Raw genomic sequence first — 17583 nt, forward strand, 5'->3', positions numbered from 1 at the left:
ATTCTCGACTGCATAGGTAAAACGCCACTATTACAATTATCAAGGCTATTCACGCATCAATCGATCTCAGTGATTGCGAAAATGGAATTGTTAAATCCAGGAGGAAGTATTAAAGACCGTCCAGCATTATTCATGCTACAGGAAGGTCTAAAATCTGGAGCAATTAATAAAGATAGTCATATTGTTGAAAGTTCTTCAGGAAACTTAGCCATTGCACTTGCAATGGCATGCAAAATATATGGATTAAAATTTACGGCTGTTATTGACCCGAAAATTGCTTCAGCAAACTTACAAATGTTGAAGCTTTACAAAGCCAATATCGAAATGGTCTCTGAAAAAGACCAAAACGGCGGTTATTTAAAAACCAGAATTGACACTGTAAAGCGTCTTTGTGAGCAACTACCAAATGCTGTTTGGATTAATCAATATGCGAATCCAAACAACTGGAAAAGCCACTATTTTGGTGAAGCAGAAGAAATCTTAAATCAAATTGATCGCAAGATTGATTACCTCGTGATTGGGGCAAGTACCTCTGGCACGATTATGGGTGTATCTCGTCGCCTTAAAGAAAGATTTCCAGAATTAAAAGTGATCGCAGTCGATATCGTCGGCTCTGTGTTGTTCGGTGGTACATCTGGTCCGCGCGAAATTCCTGGCATTGGGGCAAGTACTGTTCCACCGCTACTCTCCCCCGATGAAATTGATGATGTCATTTACGTAGATGACTATGAGTCAGCACTGGGTTGCAGAGAACTTCTTGAACATGAAGGAATCTTTGCAGGTGGCTCAAGCGGCTCATCTATTTCCGCAATAAAAAAACTGATTCCAAGCATTCCTGCTGGGTCATGCGTTTTAACGCTATTGCCTGATCGCGGCGACCGTTATCTAGATTTGGTTTATGAAGATGAATGGTTCGAAATGATTAAGAAGCGTCACTTCAATCGAAACTTACGACGCCAAGAAAACCTTACTTTACAAAATGTTGTTTAACCTTCTCCTTAGGAAATATTCATGAGCAATTTGGCTACCCTTCGATACTTAAGTCAATCAGATTTATTAAATCTTGGCGCAAATCATAGCAATTCATTTATTGAAGCGATTACCGAAGGTTTAACCCTGCATGCAAATAAACAATTTGTACAACCCTTAAAACCTTATCTTCGCTGGCAAGGTGCAGATCATATTGCTGACCGTATTATCGCAATGCCTTGTTATTTAGGGGGCAACGACCCAATTGCTGGAATCAAATGGATTGGTTCAAGACAACACAATCCTAAAAAATTCAATATTCCGCGTGCTAGTGCACTGATTGTTTTAAATGACTCAGAAACAAACTATCCGGTCGCAGTGATGGAAGGCAGCTTAATTAGTGCCATGCGAACTGCTGCAATTACGGGTGTTTCAATTAAATATCTAGCGAAAAAAGACTTTTCAGACATTACCGTGATTGGCTGCGGGCCAATTGCTCAAATGCAGATTAAGACTGTGCTTGAACAATATGCTCAAGTGAAAAAAATCCATTTATTTGATGTAAACCCTGAAGCGGCTGAAAAACTCAAAGCGTTGTTCTTATCGGAATATCCGCAATTAGAAATTGAAATTCATGACAGCGCTAAGTCTGCAATTGAGCAAGCAGATGTGCTGATTACCTGCACAGTTTCAGATAAACCTTACATTCCATTTGAATGGCTTAAAAAAGGCTGCTTTGTTTCAAATATTTCAATTATGGATATTGAGCCTGAAGTCTTCTTAAAAGTGGACAAAGTGATTGTAGATGACTGGGACCAATCCAACCGAGAAAAGAAAGTCATCAATGTACTCGTTGAAGATGGTTTATTCAGCCGTGAAAAACTGCATGCCGAACTTGGCGACATCATTATTGGTCATAAAAACGGTCGTGAACACGAAGATGAAATCATTTTACTCAACCCAATGGGCATGGCGATTGATGACATTGTCTGCGCTAAGTGGTTCTTCAATGCCGCGCAAGAACAAAACGTTGGCACGGTTCTACCGCTTTTATAAGAATAGGAATAAATAAAATGTTAGATCGGATTTACACCGCACAACTACAAAAAACGATAGATGCACTCTACATGGAGAATTATGGAGATTTTAGAGATCATATTTCCTATAAAAAGCCTTATCTGGCAATTACTCTAAACGATGAGTTGGAACTCTATTTCAACTGTTTAAAAGTAGATGGTGTAAATCCTTTCTATATTACTCAACCCGAGGTTTTGCTTCATAACCTGTTAAGTAATACAACTTCTAAAATTTCTATTTCTGAGGTTTTTAACTATTTAGCCCAAGCATCTTGGTGGCCATCACCACACCATCAAAAAGCGATTAATTATTGGCTAGATAACTTAGTAACGGCTGAAAAAATTCCTCAAATTCTACAGTCAGCCCTTTCATTTTCTTCACCTTTAATTACCAGTGAATTGCTCTCGCTGGTAGCCGATCGCCCATTTCATCCATTCGCTCACTCAAAAGGTGAACTTGCGCGCCTCACAACTCAAAAAGAAATTGAGGTGTATTGGTGGGCATTTAAGAAGGATGACGTGATCAACAATATGGAGTCGATTCCTCATAAAGAGCTTCTGTTATCGGAATCTGAAGAAAGTCTTATTGCTGAAAAAATGGCTCAGCTTTCAGATGATTACTTAGCCCTGCCTTTGCTAGAGACTCAACATCGCTATTTAAAGTTTGATGAAAATAAGTACGGCGGTATTGACCTGAACCATGTCACGACAATTGGTTCACCTACGTCTTCTTTAAGAACCCTTATTCACAACGCAAACCCGACTCTTCATTTAAAACTATCAACCAATGCTAAAACATTAGGTGCAATCCGCTCTATGCCAGGCCGTTATTTAATGAATGGACATATGGCTTATGATTTTTTAAATGAAGTTATTAATGAAACTGCTTTAATAAAAAATCGTCTCTTTTTGAGTAATGAAACACATTGGTGGGTGCTGGGTAAACAAGAGCCGATTGTAAAAAATTTAGGTGTAATCGGTTGCCAAGTCCGACATTTACCGGATATTTGCCGAGACCAAAACGTCACGCCAATCACTATGTCAGCTTTAAGCTGTACATATGTTGACCCTTGGGAAACTTTAGGTGTTGAAGGTGACAAATGGTCATTACTAAAAGACTTAAGTGTTCATTTTATTCAAACATTCTTAACACTTTGGGCAAAAGGAATCATGCCTGAATGCCACGGGCAAAACACCATGGTGTGTTATGAAAATAATAAGTTGAGATGCTTTATTTTACGTGACCACGATACCTTAAGAATATGTACCACAGCCATTGAAGAAAGTGGTTTTACACCTCCGATTTATACCATTGACACGAGCACACCGAACAATCTTATCTTTACTAAAAATGAAGACCTATTCAATTACTTCATTACCCTAGGGATTCAAATTAACCTCTACCCGATTGCTTTAGCGACTTTGAAATATACAGATCGTACAGAAAGCGATTTTTGGGAGATGGTTCAAGATATTATTCAAGATTTTGTAGAAACCCAACCGATTTCAGAGCGAACAAAATCGCAAATTCAAACCTATCTTTTTGACAATAAGACTTGGCCATTCAAGCAGCTACTTACGCCTTTACTTGCACAAGAAAGCGACTCAACAGGCATGCCAAGTAAAATCGGAACCACGCCAAACCCTTATCACAGCTTATCTGTTTCTAGCTATGAGACCATGGATATCTAAATCATGCGCTCATCTCGCCTAGATCATTTCATTATTTTGCTCTGTCAGTTTTTTTCCACTTTCGGGCTCATGGTGCTTATTCCGATCATGCCGCTTTATATGGAAAAACTGACGGCGCATATGAGTGCTCCCACTATCTGGGCAGGTTTGGCACTCGCGGCTCCGGCTATTGGCAGTTTATTTACAGCACCGATTGTGGGTCACCTATCCGACACATTCGGCCATAAAAAAGCCTTGCTACTTTCTCTGGCAGGTTTCTGTATTTCAATACTGCTCATGGCGAGCGCCCAGCATTTATACCTCTTTATTTTCGCGCGAATTTTACTCGGTTTTTGCGGTCTTTCCGTGATTTTAAATGCCTATGTTTCATATCTTTCTAATGAACAACAACGTGGTGCCGCTTTTGGGCAACTACAAAGTAGTGTTGCACTCGCTTGTCTATGTGGTCCCGTGCTCGGCGGGATATTTATGGATCAGTGGCGGGTTGAAGTATTACTCAACGCGACAGCATTTGTTGTGGTGACACTCATTGTGATTGCGTCATTTGTACTAACCAATCCCGTTAAAACCGAAGCGTCAAAAACCAAAGAGAAATCTAAGCTTCCAGCCTTCTTTGATAGAACGATTTTTTCATGGTTAAGTGCCGGCATTTTGGTTCAAGCGGGCGGCTTTGGCTTAGTGTCTTGCTTTGTTTTATACATTAGTGAAATAAGCCAGAGCACTCATTCATCGTTATCTGCTGCGAGTTTAACAGGAACTATTCATGCGCTTTCATGGGGAGCTGCCTTTATTGCGGCAACCTATTGGGGAAAAAGAAATGATGATAAAGGAGATTCTTTTAATAACTTCATTTACGCATCTTTAATTTGCGGTATCACGATTTTCGCATTGATCTGGGTATCTAATCTCTGGCTGATTCTTGTATTACGGCTCATACAAGGCTTTTGTTTCGCAGCCCTTATCCCTTCGATCTTACACACCATTTCTCTAAAAGCTGGCGCTCAAAGCCAAGGAAAAGTGATTGGGATTTCTAATAGTGCCTTTGTCTTAGGACAACTTATTGGCCCAATCACCATCACGCTCACCTACTCATTTTTCAATATTACCGCTGCATTGATCTGCACTTCACTATTTTTTATCGGTGCGGGATTAGTGGTGATTTTGAATAGATTCTTAATGGATACAATTTTAGAAGAGGCACAAGAATGAACTCAATTATTACAACCGATGCATGGTCTTATAAACTTTTCGAACAGTACCTGAATACTTTTTTTCGTGAACTTAAAGTAAATCTTGAAGAGCACATCATTCCATCTCAAGACTCTCCTTTATTCACCTTATATACAGAGCAACCAGACACACTGTATTTTGCTTATACGTTTAATTCATCTAACACGGTTGTTTATGGCGCAGTTCAGCACCTTTCGACTACTGGTTATCATAGATATCAGCGCGGATTTGTCCTGCAAAACTTAAGCGACAATAATTTTGAATCGCTAACCGACCCTAAAAAATTAGTGAAGCTTATTACAGATGAACTGAATAGCTTATTTAAAGATAAAAACCAAAATAAGAACCTGTATTCTGATATTGCCAATAGTATCGAAAATACAAAATTCTTTTTAGAAAACAAGCCATCTCAAACAGCATCTAAAGTAGTTAGTGGTTTTCAGGCAACTGAGCAAGGCATGTTATATGGGCACCCTTTTCATGTGACTTCTAAAGCTAATTTAGGTTTTTCTAAAGAAGACATGAAAAAGTATAGCCCTGAGTTAGGCGCAAGTTTTCAACTTCATTACTTTGCAATTCATTCTTCTTTAATCCAAAAGCTTGTAAGTGAAGAACAGTCTTCTCATCATATTGAAGATGAAGTTTTAAAAACAGCAAAAGATCGTTTGCAAGAAAACCTAGCAAATTATGAACTTATGCCAACCCACCCTTGGCAAGCCAATTTCTTAGTTAAACATCCATCTTTAAAAAAACATTTAGACAGCCAAGACGTAATTTATCTGGGTGCATTAGGTCAAACCGTATGGCCAACTTCATCCGTTCGTACCGTGTGGTTACCTCAATCGAACCTATTCTTAAAGCTTTCAATTGATGTACGAATTACCAGTTTCATTCGTAATAACCCAATGGATGAAATGGAACGCGCGATTGATGCAAGCAAAATTATTATTAATCACAAGATTAATGAGCAATATCCAGACCTTATGATTCTGCCGGAGTTAGAGGCAAAAACAGTCAAAATTCCAGAGCTTGAAAGTTCATTTGGTATTATTTATAGAGCAGGACTCACACCTGATGTATTAGAAAATACTCGAATGCTCGGCGGTTTGGTTGAAGAAAATGAAAACCATGAAATCCCGCTTTTAAGCTTTATTCAGCAAGCAGCACCCAACCAAAACTTACAATCGAAAGATGCGAAAGACTTCATTACTTTCTGGTGGAAACAGTACGTTAAAGTTTCACTCATTCCATTAATTGAGTTGTTTGCAAATAAAGGCATTAGCGTAGAAGCGCACATGCAAAATAGTTTAATGGAATTTAAAAACGGCTATCCACATCGCCTTATTCTTCGAGACATGGAAGGCATTAGCATTGTTCCAGAAATGATAGAAGATGACTCATCTATTTCTGAAGATAGTACTGTTTGGTTCTCTCAAAAAGACGCATGGACCTTTTTAAAATATTACCTCGTGATCAATCACATTGCTCATCTCATCAGTGCAATTGCACGAGTTACGGTCATTGAAGAATCTGAGCTTTGGCAAGCCACACGCCTTACGCTTGCACAAGAAAACTTTAGTGCCAAAGGCCAGCAGTACCGCGATTTATTAATTAATTCACTTACATTACCAATTAAGGCAAATATGTTAAATACGCTCTACCACAGTGGTGGCAATCCAATCTGGATTGAAGTTGAAAATCCTATTTATAAATATCGCGGTGCAGAAGTGCTTTGCCCTCTTGAACCGACACAACAAACTAATTATAAAACCCTCGCGGAAAATCGCGTGATGGGCCAGTTATTACAAGCACTCATTTTTGAAAATACTTTTAAATATGAGTTTTCTAAAGGTCAGATCAAGTTTTATGTTTCCGATACTGTTTTTTATACCTGTGAGGCCAAACGACATTTCAGTTTTAAACGAATTAAGTTAGATCCTTCAAGTTTAATACGTTCTGATATTACTTTAGGCGCTGAAACTCGCCCTAGCTTAAAAACACTACTTGCCGATCTAAAAAATATTATTGAAGCAGACCCAGTTAAATGGCAAAACTTTAATGATGAACTCAATTTAACTTACGTTAAACATGCGCAGACTTTAAGCCAAGCACCTGCTCAACCATTAAGAACCTTGCCTTACCTAGAACAAGAAGCACGGATTACCAATGCGCATTTATATCATCCAAGTTTTAAGTCTCGTATCGGCTTCGATTTAAAAGAAAACCAAAAATATGCACCAGAGCTTTCTGAAGGTTTTACGGTTCAATGGGCGGCGACTCATAACAGTTTATGCAAACTGGTTTTAAGTGAAACCATTAACCTAGAGCAGCTTTATAAACAGCATTTTTCAGAAAAAGATCTACAAACTATTAATAATCAATTGAAAGAGAAAAATGTAGATTTTAAAGATTATATCCTCACCCCAATTCACCCGTGGCAGTGGGATAAAATTATTGAATTATATTATCAGGATGCAATCAGCAACCAACTGATCATCCCATTAGATATTGAAGGTCCAACTTACTTACCGCAACAGTCGATTCGAACCTTATCGAATATTAGTGACATCTCGGCACTTTCTCTAAAGTTAGCAATGAACTTGGTCAATACCTCCACCTCTCGAGTATTGGCCCCACATACCGTTCAAAATGCTGCAAAAATGAGTGACTGGCTTTATAACATTGTTGAGCAAGACCATATTTTAGAAAAACAGCGCAAGCCTGTTATTTTAAGAGAGATTGGCGGTCTTTCAGTTAACCAACAGATTGCCTTACCTGTTCAATATGGCGCACTTGCCTGCATTTGGCGCGAAAGTATTTACAGCTACTTAAAAGAAGGTGAATCGGCAATTCCTGTAACGGGTCTAATGCAAGTTGATATTGACCAAAAACCATTAATTGATGAATGGATTCAAGAGTACGGTATCGAGTTCTGGTTAGAAAAACTACTGACCAATGCTTATTTACCTATCATGCATATTTTGTGGTGCCACGGTCTCGCTTTAGAGTCACACGCACAAAACATGGTACTGATTCATAAAAATGGCTTACCCGTTAAAGCGGCTTTGAAAGATTTCCATGATGGAATTCGCTTTAGTCGTCATCTTTTACGTGAGCCGGACCTTTTACCTAACTTACAAGATGCTCCAAAAGAACATGCCAAAATTAATCCAAACTCGTTCTTAGAAACCCACTCTCCACATGAGTTAAGAGACTTTACTCAAGATGCGCTTTGGTTTGTAAATCTGGCTGAGTTAGCGATTTTCTTAAATGAACATTATGACTTCGATGAAATCAAATTCTGGACCATGTTAAGAACCATCATCAATCAGCATAAAGAAGCTCACCCAGAATTTAGCGAACGATATGAATTATTTAACTTTACAGATGACACTATCGACATTGAACAGCTGGCGAGTCGCCGTTTCCTTCCGGAAATTCGCCTAAGAGTACAAACCACACCAAACCCGCTTAGTCTTATTAAGGAAATTGAATATGAATAAGCATTCGATTTCTTTTAAGAAACGAATAGCACACGGCGAGACGCTCTACGGAATCTTTTGTTCCATAGCTTCTCCGATTAATGTCGAGCAAATGGCACTTGCGGGCTATGATTTTATTATTATCGACTTGGAACATACTTTATTTAGTACGTCTCAAGTCGAGACCATGGTTTTAGCTGCTAGAGCTATGAGCCTCGATGTATTTGTAAGAGTGCCTTTAAGCGCGAACCACCTAGTACTACCTCTGCTCGATGCAGGGGTAACAGGCATTGTTTTCCCACGTATTGAAAATGCTAAACAGGCGCAAGAGGCTGTGAACAATTGCCACTATATGCCGCTTGGGCAAAGAGGACTGAATTCGACAAGGTTAAATCGATATGGCATGGACGATTTAGCTAGTTTTGTTCAACAAGCTGCAAGCGAGACGGTTGTGGTTGCCATGATTGAAAGCTTAGAAGGACTAGAACAATTAGATGAAATTCTAAAACTTGACGGCATCGATATTATTCTTGAAGGTGCTGCCGACCTTTCCCAATCTATGGGAATGCCGTGGCAAACCAGCCATCCGAAGGTCAAAGAAAAAGTCCAAGAGATGCATACAAAAACAAAAAATAGTCAAAAGCATTTCTGTGCTATTCCCCGACAACCTGAGGATATTGCAGTATGGAAACAACAATCTGTTCAGCTTTTTGTACTCGGTGATGACCGTAGCATTATCCGCCGCGCCCATCAAAACCACCTAAATGCTTTTAAAGAAATCTAATCACTATTCAATTTTCTGGGGGAATAGACACCTACTCCCCTAATTCATTGAATAAATTTCAAATATATTATTTTTAAGCAATTAATAATATTGTTAATTACAATGATTCTCATTTATAATTCGCTCAATTTAAAATCACTCTCAGGGCGAGATAATGGGAAATAAGATAAAAAGTAATAAACTTTTTACAAGAAAGTCTGAAGTAAAAAATATCATTCCACTCCTTTCACTTGGTGGAGCCATCTTTCTCTCAAATTCGGCCTTTGCAACTTCAGCCCCTGAGACAACAGATGTTGAAAAAAAGCCTGAAGCATTACCTACAATCACAATTACCGCTTCACGTGCAGATGAACTTTCTACTTCTGCCAAGCAAGTCACCAAGCTAGATGAAAAACAAATTGAACTTTTAAGAAATGGTTCATCTGGCAGTATTGCAACCGTTTTAGCGAAAGCCGTACCGGGTCTTTCCGATTCAAGCCGAACCATTACCGATTACGGTCAAACTTTACGTGGCCGTAATGCCCTCATCTTGGTCGATGGCGTTCCAATGAACCTGACACGCGACACATCAAGAGGACTTTCAGCAATTGATCCTGAAAGTATTGCTAACATTGAAGTGATTCGAGGCAGTAACGCAATTTATGGTGGCGGTGCTTCTGGCGGTATTATTTCAATTACCACAAAAGCTGCGGGCGGTGAACCTACGGCTAAAACCGTGGTTGGACTTCAAACACCTTTAACAGATTTCCGTTCTAATGCTTTAAGTGGCGATATCCATCAATATTTCACAGGCAGCTTTAACGCTTTTGACTATGCACTCGACTTTGGTTACCAACGTATTGGTAGTCCGTACGATGCAAGTGGTGACCGTGTTGCACCGGAACCAAGTCAAGGCGACCTTTATGATGCCGATGCTTACAGCATAGGTGGTAAGCTTGGTTACCATATTGATGACAACCAATATCTACAATTTGCTGCAAACTACTATAATGCAGAGCAAGACTCAGATTATGCATCTGACCCAAGTGTTAAAAAAGCTCCAGCTGGAACTGTACCAGCCAAAGCCATCAAAGGATTAAAGCTTAAAGACCAAAATAAAAATGAAAACCAAATATACAATTTGACCTATACCAACAAAGACCTGTTTGGCAATAAAGTTGATGCGCAAATTTATTACCGTGACTTCTTTACCCGTTTTTCACCATTTGATGCTCGTGGAAATGCGAACCGTGGCAAACAAGTCGACCAGATTTATCAAGAAAATAATGTACTCGGTAGCCGCTTAACTGTAACGACACCACTTGAGTTTTTAGGCGATACCTCATTGGTTTGGGGTGGTGACTTCAGCCGTGAAAAAAGCGAAATGCCTTTAGATATTTTTGACCCTCAAATTTATGATCAATCAGGTGGTCTAGAATTTGTAAAAACTGGCAAGCTCATTTATTTACCCGAACTCACCACGCAAAGTGTTGGCGGTTTTATACAGTTAAAACACCGCTTTAATGACCAATGGTCAGCTGAAGCAGGTACACGCTATGAAGACAGCTATGCGCAAATTGATAGTTTTGTTCCATTATCACAATTAGGTAAGACCAACCCTTACACTGTTCCAGGCGGAAAAGTGAAAGCTGATGCATGGTTGTATAATGCTAATGTGACCTTCTCTCCAAATGATCAAAACTCGATTTATGCATCGTTTAACCAAGGTTTTCAGTTGCCTGATGTCGGTTTGATTATCCGTAATGCTGGTGAAGGTTTTAACCTTGGCTCATCATTTTTAGAACCTGTAAAAGTTGATAACTACGAACTGGGCTGGAAAGGTAATTTCAATAACTTCTCATCAAGTTTAGCGGTATTCCACTCAACTTCAGATCTTGGGGCTGTGCAATCTTTCAATAATGGTCTAGTGCTTGCTAGAACAAAAGAAAAAGTAACTGGTGTTGAAGCAACACTTGATTATCTTGACGATGCTAATGTTTGGGGAACTGGTGGTAGCGTTACGTGGATGAAAGGTCGTGAAAAACCTCAAAACGGTTCTGAACAAGACATGACAGGTTTCCGTATTCCACCATTAAAACTCACAGCTTACGTTTCTTATAGCCCAACCGAAACTTGGACAAACCGTCTACAAGCGACTTACTTCGGTTCAGAAGATTATCGCTTGAACGGTGTAAATAGTTTTGGACGCTACGATGTAAAAACTTATACCACAGCAGATTTAATCAGTAGCTTTGCACTTAACAAAAAAGACACTGTGACGATTGGTTTAGAGAACATGTTTAATCGTAAATACTACCCGCTTTATAGCCAATTATTAAGAACGAGCGATAACACTAGCCATTTAGTGGCAAATGGGGCAACGCTTAAAGTTTCTTATAGCCATAAGTGGTAATCGGAACTAACTTAAAATATTTCACCCAAAAGGAGATCGATACGGTCTCCTTTTTTATTTAAAAATTATTTAAGCCTCATCTTCTTTTCTTTGTCGACTTACAACCGACTGTCGGAACTCCCCTAGCTTTCTACCAAAAATTTTGTTAGCTTGATTTCGTTACACATTCAAGATGTGATTTTCTTCTCCCAACACTTTTCAACATCGTGTTTATGAAACTCAATTCATGCATGTGGCTTTACCAATATTTTTATTTTTAAGGGGGAAATCATAATGGAAATCTCACATCGAGAAATTTATGCGCTTGTAGACATTAATAATTGTTATGTCAGTTGTGAGCGACTATTCAACCCAAAGCTTATTGGTTTACCTGTTGTAGTACTTTCTAACAATGATGGATGTGTTGTATCACGTAGTGAAGAGGCAAAAAATATGGGTATCAAAATGGGTACCCCATGGTATCAAATCGAACAAGAAGCTCTTCAAGCAGGTGTACACGTCTATTCAAGCAACTACACTTTATATGCTGAAATCTCGCGTCGCTTTTTTTCAGTTTTAGGTGAATTTTTCTCACCCGATGATCTAGAAGCTTATTCTATTGATGAATGTTTTATTCGCCTTACCCCTTACCTTCAATCTCTAGATATCCACTCTTACTGTGCCAAAGTCGTAGAAACTCTAGAAAGTTGGTTAAGCTTACCTTGCTGTATTGGCATCGGATATTCAAAAACTCAAGCAAAATTAGCCAATCACTATGCTAAAAAAATTAAAAGCTTTAATGGAATTTGTAATTTCACTACTTTAGATCCTCTACTTCTTGAAGACCTCATGCAACAAACGTCTGTTAAAGAAGTCTGGGGAATTGGCTATCAATTGGTCAAACAATTACGTAGCTATGAGATTTATTCATGCTTAGACTTAACTTTTGCCAATGAGCATCATCTAGCAAAAGCTTTTTCTGTGGTTATGGCACGTACTATTCTTGAGCTAAAAGGCCAATCCTGTATCCAACTTGATGATCCAGCTATTGTCACAAAACGAATTTTAGCATCACGCAGTTTTGCTCAAGCTTTATCCAGCATTGAAATTATTAAGCAAGCGCTTATTTTCCATCTTAACCGAGCTCATCGCCGTTTAATGAAACAAGAACAACTTTGTGCCTGCGTTCAAGTCATGCTTTATGAAAAAACAGATAAACCACCCTATAAAAAAGCATCATCTCAAGCGATAGGCTTAAATTATGCAACGGATGATCTATGCATATTAACAAAAGCAGCAATGCAACAAATTGATGTTTTATATAAAGAAAATAAAAAATACATTAAAATTGGAGTTTTATTTTGTGGTTTGCATCCCCGTCAACATCACATTGATGATTTATGGCAACCTCTTGAGTTGATTCAGCAAAGACAACAATTAATGCAAACGCTCAGCACAGTTCGTAACCGATTCGGTAGTCACTATTTACAAGTCGGTTATCATTCCCGTAATCCATCTTGGCATATGAAACAATGCCACCGTTCAAAAAACTATCTGACCCGATGGAATGAACTATTGGTGATTGAAGAAAATGCTATAGCCGTTACACAAAATACATGAACTGTTTTTGTCAATTCAGTTTAAAATAAGATCCATTAAATTACTTGAAATTTTGTCATTTTTTAACATTGCTAAATCATCGCAAAATTTACAATATATAAGCCGAATTTGGTATACCCTTTCTGCGACGATGAAAACAAATTATAAAAAAATTGTAGAAACATATGCCATAATAAGCAAACTTTGCAGAGATCTTGCAAAGAATATTTGCAACTTTAGAGCTGGAGCAATCTGAATGAGTTCGACCATTTTGGTGATTCATGGACCGAATTTAAATTTGCTGGGAAAACGCGAACCAGAAGTATATGGTCATCTTACCTTAGATGATATTAACCAACAACTTATTAGCCAAGCTCAACAAGCTTCAATTACATTAGATACTTTTCAAAGCAACTGGGAAGGTGCCATTGTTGATCGTATTCATCAGGCACAAACTGAAGGCGTAGAACTTATTATTATTAATCCTGCTGCCCTCACCCATACATCTGTTGCTCTACGTGATGCCTTGCTTGGCGTTGCAATTCCATTCATTGAAGTACATTTGTCGAATGTCCATGCCAGAGAGGCATTCAGACACCATTCTTATTTATCTGATAAAGCAATTGGCGTGATTTGTGGATTAGGTGCAAAAGGCTATCGTTTTGCGCTCGATTACGCTATTGAAAAAATTCAACCATCTAACCCAAACTAGTTTAGGAATAGTCGCCCATGGATATCCGCAAAATTAAAAAACTCATCGATTTAATGATTGAGTCTGACTTGCAAGCGATCGAAGTTAAAGAAGGTGATCAATCAATCGCTTTAACTCGTCGCAATCCTGTCGTTGCTGCGGCTGGTGTAGCACTTCCGGCTGCTCCTGTTGCAGAAGCACCAGTTGCAAAAACACCGCGTGGAGCAGTTGAACCTTCTCCAATGGTTGGCGTGTTCTACGCTGCTCCAAGCCCAGGCGAAGCACCATTTGTTAAAGTAGGTCAAACCGTATCTGCTGGTGAAACTTTGGGTATTATTGAAGCAATGAAAATCATGAACCCAATTGAAGCAACCCAAAGTGGCGTGATTGAAGAAATTTTAGTGAAAAATGGTGAAGTTATCCAATTCGGTCAACCTTTATTCCGTTATCGCGCGTAATTACCCCGGGGACGTCTATGTTGCAAAAAGTTTTAATTGCAAACCGTGGTGAAATCGCTTTACGTATTACCCGGGCTTGTAAAACATTAGGAATCAAGACTGTTGGTATCTATTCAGATGCCGATAAGGATTTGATGCATTTACGTTTTGTTGATGAAGCAGTATGTATTGGTCCGGGCGCAAGTAGTGATAGCTATTTAAATATCCCGGCAATTATTACTGCTGCAGAAATTACCGGTGCTGATGCTATTCACCCGGGTTATGGTTTCCTTTCAGAAAATGCTGAATTTGCTGAAATTGTAGAAAGTTCAGGCTTTACTTTTATTGGTCCACGTCCAGAACATATCCGCCTTATGGGGAATAAAGTTTCTGCGATTGTTGCCATGAAAAAAGCTGGCGTACCTACTGTACCAGGTTGCGACCATGCAGTAACCATCCACAATGCCTTGGCAGAAGCGAAAGAAATCGGTTTCCCGCTTATTGTTAAAGCGGCTTCTGGCGGTGGTGGTCGTGGTATGCGTATTGTTGAGCGTGTAGATACTCTACTTGAATCAGTTCAAGCAGCGCAGCGCGATGCAGAAATGTGGTTCGGTGATGATACCGTTTACATGGAACGCTTCTTACAAAAACCTCGCCATGTCGAAGTTCAAGTTCTTGGTGATGGTAATGGTCATGCAATTCATTTATATGACCGCGACTGTTCATTACAACGTCGCCATCAAAAAGTACTAGAAGAAGCACCTGCACCAAACCTACCAGAGCAAGCTCGAGCTGATATTTTAGAAGCTTGTGTTCATGCATGTCAGTTGATGCAGTATCGTGGTGCTGGTACGTTTGAATTCTTATTTGAAGATGGTGAATTCTTCTTCATTGAAATGAATACTCGTGTTCAGGTAGAACACCCTGTAACTGAAATGGTTACTGGTGTCGATATTATTGAACAACAGTTACGTATTGCAGGTGGCTTAGGACTAGAGCTTCAACAAGAAGATATCAAAGTTCAAGGGCATGCAATTGAATGCCGTATCAATGCAGAAGATCCAACAACGTTCTTACCTTCACCAGGTAAAATTGAAAGTTTCTATGCACCAGGCGGTGCTGGTATTCGTTTAGATTCTCACATCTACCCTGAATATAGCATTCCACCTTACTATGACTCTATGATTGCTAAATTGATTTCTCATGGCAAAGACCGTGAAACTTCAATTGCACGTATGCGTCAAGCATTAGATGAAATGATCCTTACAGGAATTAAAACAAATATTCCTTTGCATAAAGATCTTATTTTGCAAGATAAGAATTTCTGCTCTCAAGCAATGGATATCCATTACCTTGAAAAACACTTGTTAAAGCAAGTGGAAGAAAAGAAAGCTGAAACTGCATAATAAAAAAGCCTCTTATCTTTAAGAGGCTTTTTTTATATCTATAATTTTATGGTAATACTCGACGCAAAGTCGCGAAGCACTGTTCACCTTTGGCTGTCGAACAGAAATTGATGGTATGGTCATTTTTCCATTGTACAAAATATTGTGAGACATCGCCTGTTTGGTCTTGCTTCTGACCAGAACAATCTACTTTATTATTATCAAATTTAATTTGCATCACTAAAGCTGCCAACTGTTCTTTAGGATCATCAGATGGTTGATACTCATAAATACCATAAGACCATTCTTGACTACTTTTAATCACAACGTCATTACTACTACGAAAATTATAATATTCCACACATTTCTTATTATTTGGAATTTCCATTCCCCATAATCCCATAATTTCAGGACGCGTAACAATACGTATAGCATTAGGATTACTTGTAGTTCGAACTGGTTGTTCGACAGGCTGCTTTGTCGCCGTTTCTGCTACAGCTAAACCCGAACAAGCCCACAATAATCCAATAATATAAATATTTTTCATAGATTTATTAATCATTAAACGCATGAACTTAAGTTAGCATATTTTTTTAGAAAATCATTGCTCCATAACCATATAAAAACAATATTTTTCAACTGTAACGTGTGACTATAGCTCATCAAACAATTTTTATCTTTATTTGCTTTTTTTAATACAAAATTATTGAAGTTTTGCCTCAACTCAAACTTATGTGGAAGAATCAATTTGTTTAGGAAGCCACACCACAAAGCCTAGGCCTAATAATACCACCACACTTGCACACATAAAGACTATTTCACCAGAAAGAATGCTCCAAAAGTGTCCAGCTAAAACACTACCAAAGGCTACTCCTAATCCCCACATCGTGCTGTAGAGTGCTTGTCCACGTCCCTGTTGCCCCGCTGAGAAATTTTGAAAAATAACTCGCATCGCAATTAAGTGAAATAAGCCAAAACTAAAAGCATGCAAACACTGTGCAAAAAGTTGACCAATAAAATAATGTGAAAATACCGCAACCAACATCCAACGTATACTCGTCAAAATCAAGCAAGCAATTATTAAAATACGCCATGAGAAATGTTGAAAAACTTTTGCAGCAATTGAAAATATAAAAATTTCAGCAAAAACACCCATTGCCCATAAAAATCCAATTTCCGTTGTACTGAAATTCAAAGATTTTAGAAAATTACTATAAAAACTATAAAAAGGCGCATGTGAAAAAAGTAAAATAAATTCAATTGTAAAAAATGCAGCTACTGTTGGGCGCCTAAGTACAGGAAGTAAAGACTCTAAATGCTTTTGTGAGGTAGGCGCACCATCAGGTTCTCGAATTGTGAAAGACCAAATAAATGCCAATGAAGCAATAATTAATAATAAAATTGGGAGCATTGAAATAGGCACTATTTCTAAAATTGCTCCAATCGTGAATACTCCAACAATAAACCCGACTGATCCCCACTTACGGATTTTTCCGTAAAGTTTAGCTTTTTGATCGCCTAACCAAAATAAAGTAACCCCTTCAAATTGAGCTAAAATCGCATTTTGAAAGAAGCTAAAAATAAGCATAAGCAAGGCAACTGATTGAAAAGTATTTGGCACTATAAAGATAGCCAACCATATACATGATTCCATCCATGTGGCCAGCCGAACAAGCAACATCCGCTTGCCAGATTTGTCCGCAATCCATCCCCATACTAAAGGTGCAAAAAAACGCGTTACAATCGCAATTGATGATAAAACACCAATTTCTTGATAATTAAATCCCTGATGTTGAAGATATAAATTCCAATAAGGCATGAATGTACCAACAATGGAATAGTAGAAAAAGTAGAATCCGCTGAGTCT

The 17583-nt window shown here is 38.6% G+C and carries 13 protein-coding genes; 11 read left to right on the forward strand and 2 right to left on the reverse strand.

Annotated features, from left to right (window positions below; all coding sequences use genetic code 11):
* The 11 genes from sbnA to accC all read left to right on the forward strand — a co-directional run.
* A partial coding sequence (sbnA, locus tag HUN22_RS08430) for a 2,3-diaminopropionate biosynthesis protein SbnA (protein ID WP_217488118.1) occupies nt 1-990 on the forward strand: 990 nt, incomplete at its 5' end.
* A gap of 21 nt (nt 991-1011) precedes the next feature.
* The gene (gene sbnB, locus HUN22_RS08435) at nt 1012-2025 is read left to right on the forward strand and encodes a 2,3-diaminopropionate biosynthesis protein SbnB (RefSeq protein WP_046812303.1); all 1014 of its coding nucleotides are present in this window, start codon (nt 1012-1014) and stop codon (nt 2023-2025) included.
* Nucleotides 2026-2096: 71 nt separating this feature from the next.
* Entirely contained in the window at nt 2097-3737 is a 1641-nt protein-coding gene (locus HUN22_RS08440) for an IucA/IucC family protein (RefSeq protein ID WP_174728077.1), read from the forward strand.
* Nucleotides 3738-3740: 3 nt separating this feature from the next.
* A complete protein-coding gene (locus HUN22_RS08445) occupies nt 3741-4946 on the forward strand; it encodes an MFS transporter (RefSeq protein WP_174728057.1) in 1206 nt (401 codons plus the stop codon).
* Nucleotides 4943-8470 carry an IucA/IucC family protein gene (locus HUN22_RS08450; RefSeq protein ID WP_174728060.1) on the forward strand — a complete coding sequence of 1176 codons (3528 nt, stop codon included), beginning with the start codon at nt 4943-4945 and terminating at the stop codon, nt 8468-8470. The genes HUN22_RS08445 and HUN22_RS08450 overlap by 4 nt, the downstream gene beginning before the upstream one ends.
* Nucleotides 8463-9233 (forward strand): HpcH/HpaI aldolase family protein, encoded by a 771-nt coding sequence (locus HUN22_RS08455; protein WP_174728062.1) that lies wholly within the window; start codon nt 8463-8465, stop codon nt 9231-9233. The genes HUN22_RS08450 and HUN22_RS08455 overlap by 8 nt, the downstream gene beginning before the upstream one ends.
* Before the next feature lie 154 nt (nt 9234-9387).
* On the forward strand, nt 9388-11625 hold the full coding sequence (locus HUN22_RS08460) for a TonB-dependent receptor (protein ID WP_174728065.1): 2238 nt from the start codon (nt 9388-9390) through the stop codon (nt 11623-11625).
* A 273-nt stretch (nt 11626-11898) separates the two neighbouring features.
* A complete protein-coding gene (locus HUN22_RS08465; protein WP_174728068.1) occupies nt 11899-13224 on the forward strand; it encodes a Y-family DNA polymerase in 1326 nt (441 codons plus the stop codon).
* 235 nt (nt 13225-13459) lie between these two features.
* Entirely contained in the window at nt 13460-13915 is a 456-nt protein-coding gene (aroQ, locus tag HUN22_RS08470; protein ID WP_005068810.1) for a type II 3-dehydroquinate dehydratase, read from the forward strand.
* 17 nt (nt 13916-13932) lie between these two features.
* Nucleotides 13933-14352, forward strand: coding sequence for an acetyl-CoA carboxylase biotin carboxyl carrier protein (locus HUN22_RS08475; protein WP_174728071.1), 420 nt, complete (start codon nt 13933-13935; stop codon nt 14350-14352).
* Nucleotides 14353-14369: 17 nt separating this feature from the next.
* Nucleotides 14370-15737 carry an acetyl-CoA carboxylase biotin carboxylase subunit gene (accC, locus tag HUN22_RS08480; RefSeq protein WP_016145691.1) on the forward strand — a complete coding sequence of 456 codons (1368 nt, stop codon included), beginning with the start codon at nt 14370-14372 and terminating at the stop codon, nt 15735-15737.
* Between the two features lie 46 nt (nt 15738-15783).
* Here the strand turns inward: accC and HUN22_RS08485 are convergent, their stop codons facing one another.
* Nucleotides 15784-16287, reverse strand: coding sequence for a hypothetical protein (locus HUN22_RS08485; protein WP_174728074.1), 504 nt, complete (start codon nt 16285-16287; stop codon nt 15784-15786).
* Between the two features lie 159 nt (nt 16288-16446).
* A partial coding sequence (locus HUN22_RS08490) for an MFS transporter (protein WP_217488119.1) occupies nt 16447-17583 on the reverse strand: 1137 nt, incomplete at its 5' end.

Source organism: Acinetobacter lactucae (assembly GCF_013344765.1).
Lineage (GTDB): Bacteria > Pseudomonadota > Gammaproteobacteria > Pseudomonadales > Moraxellaceae > Acinetobacter > Acinetobacter lactucae_A.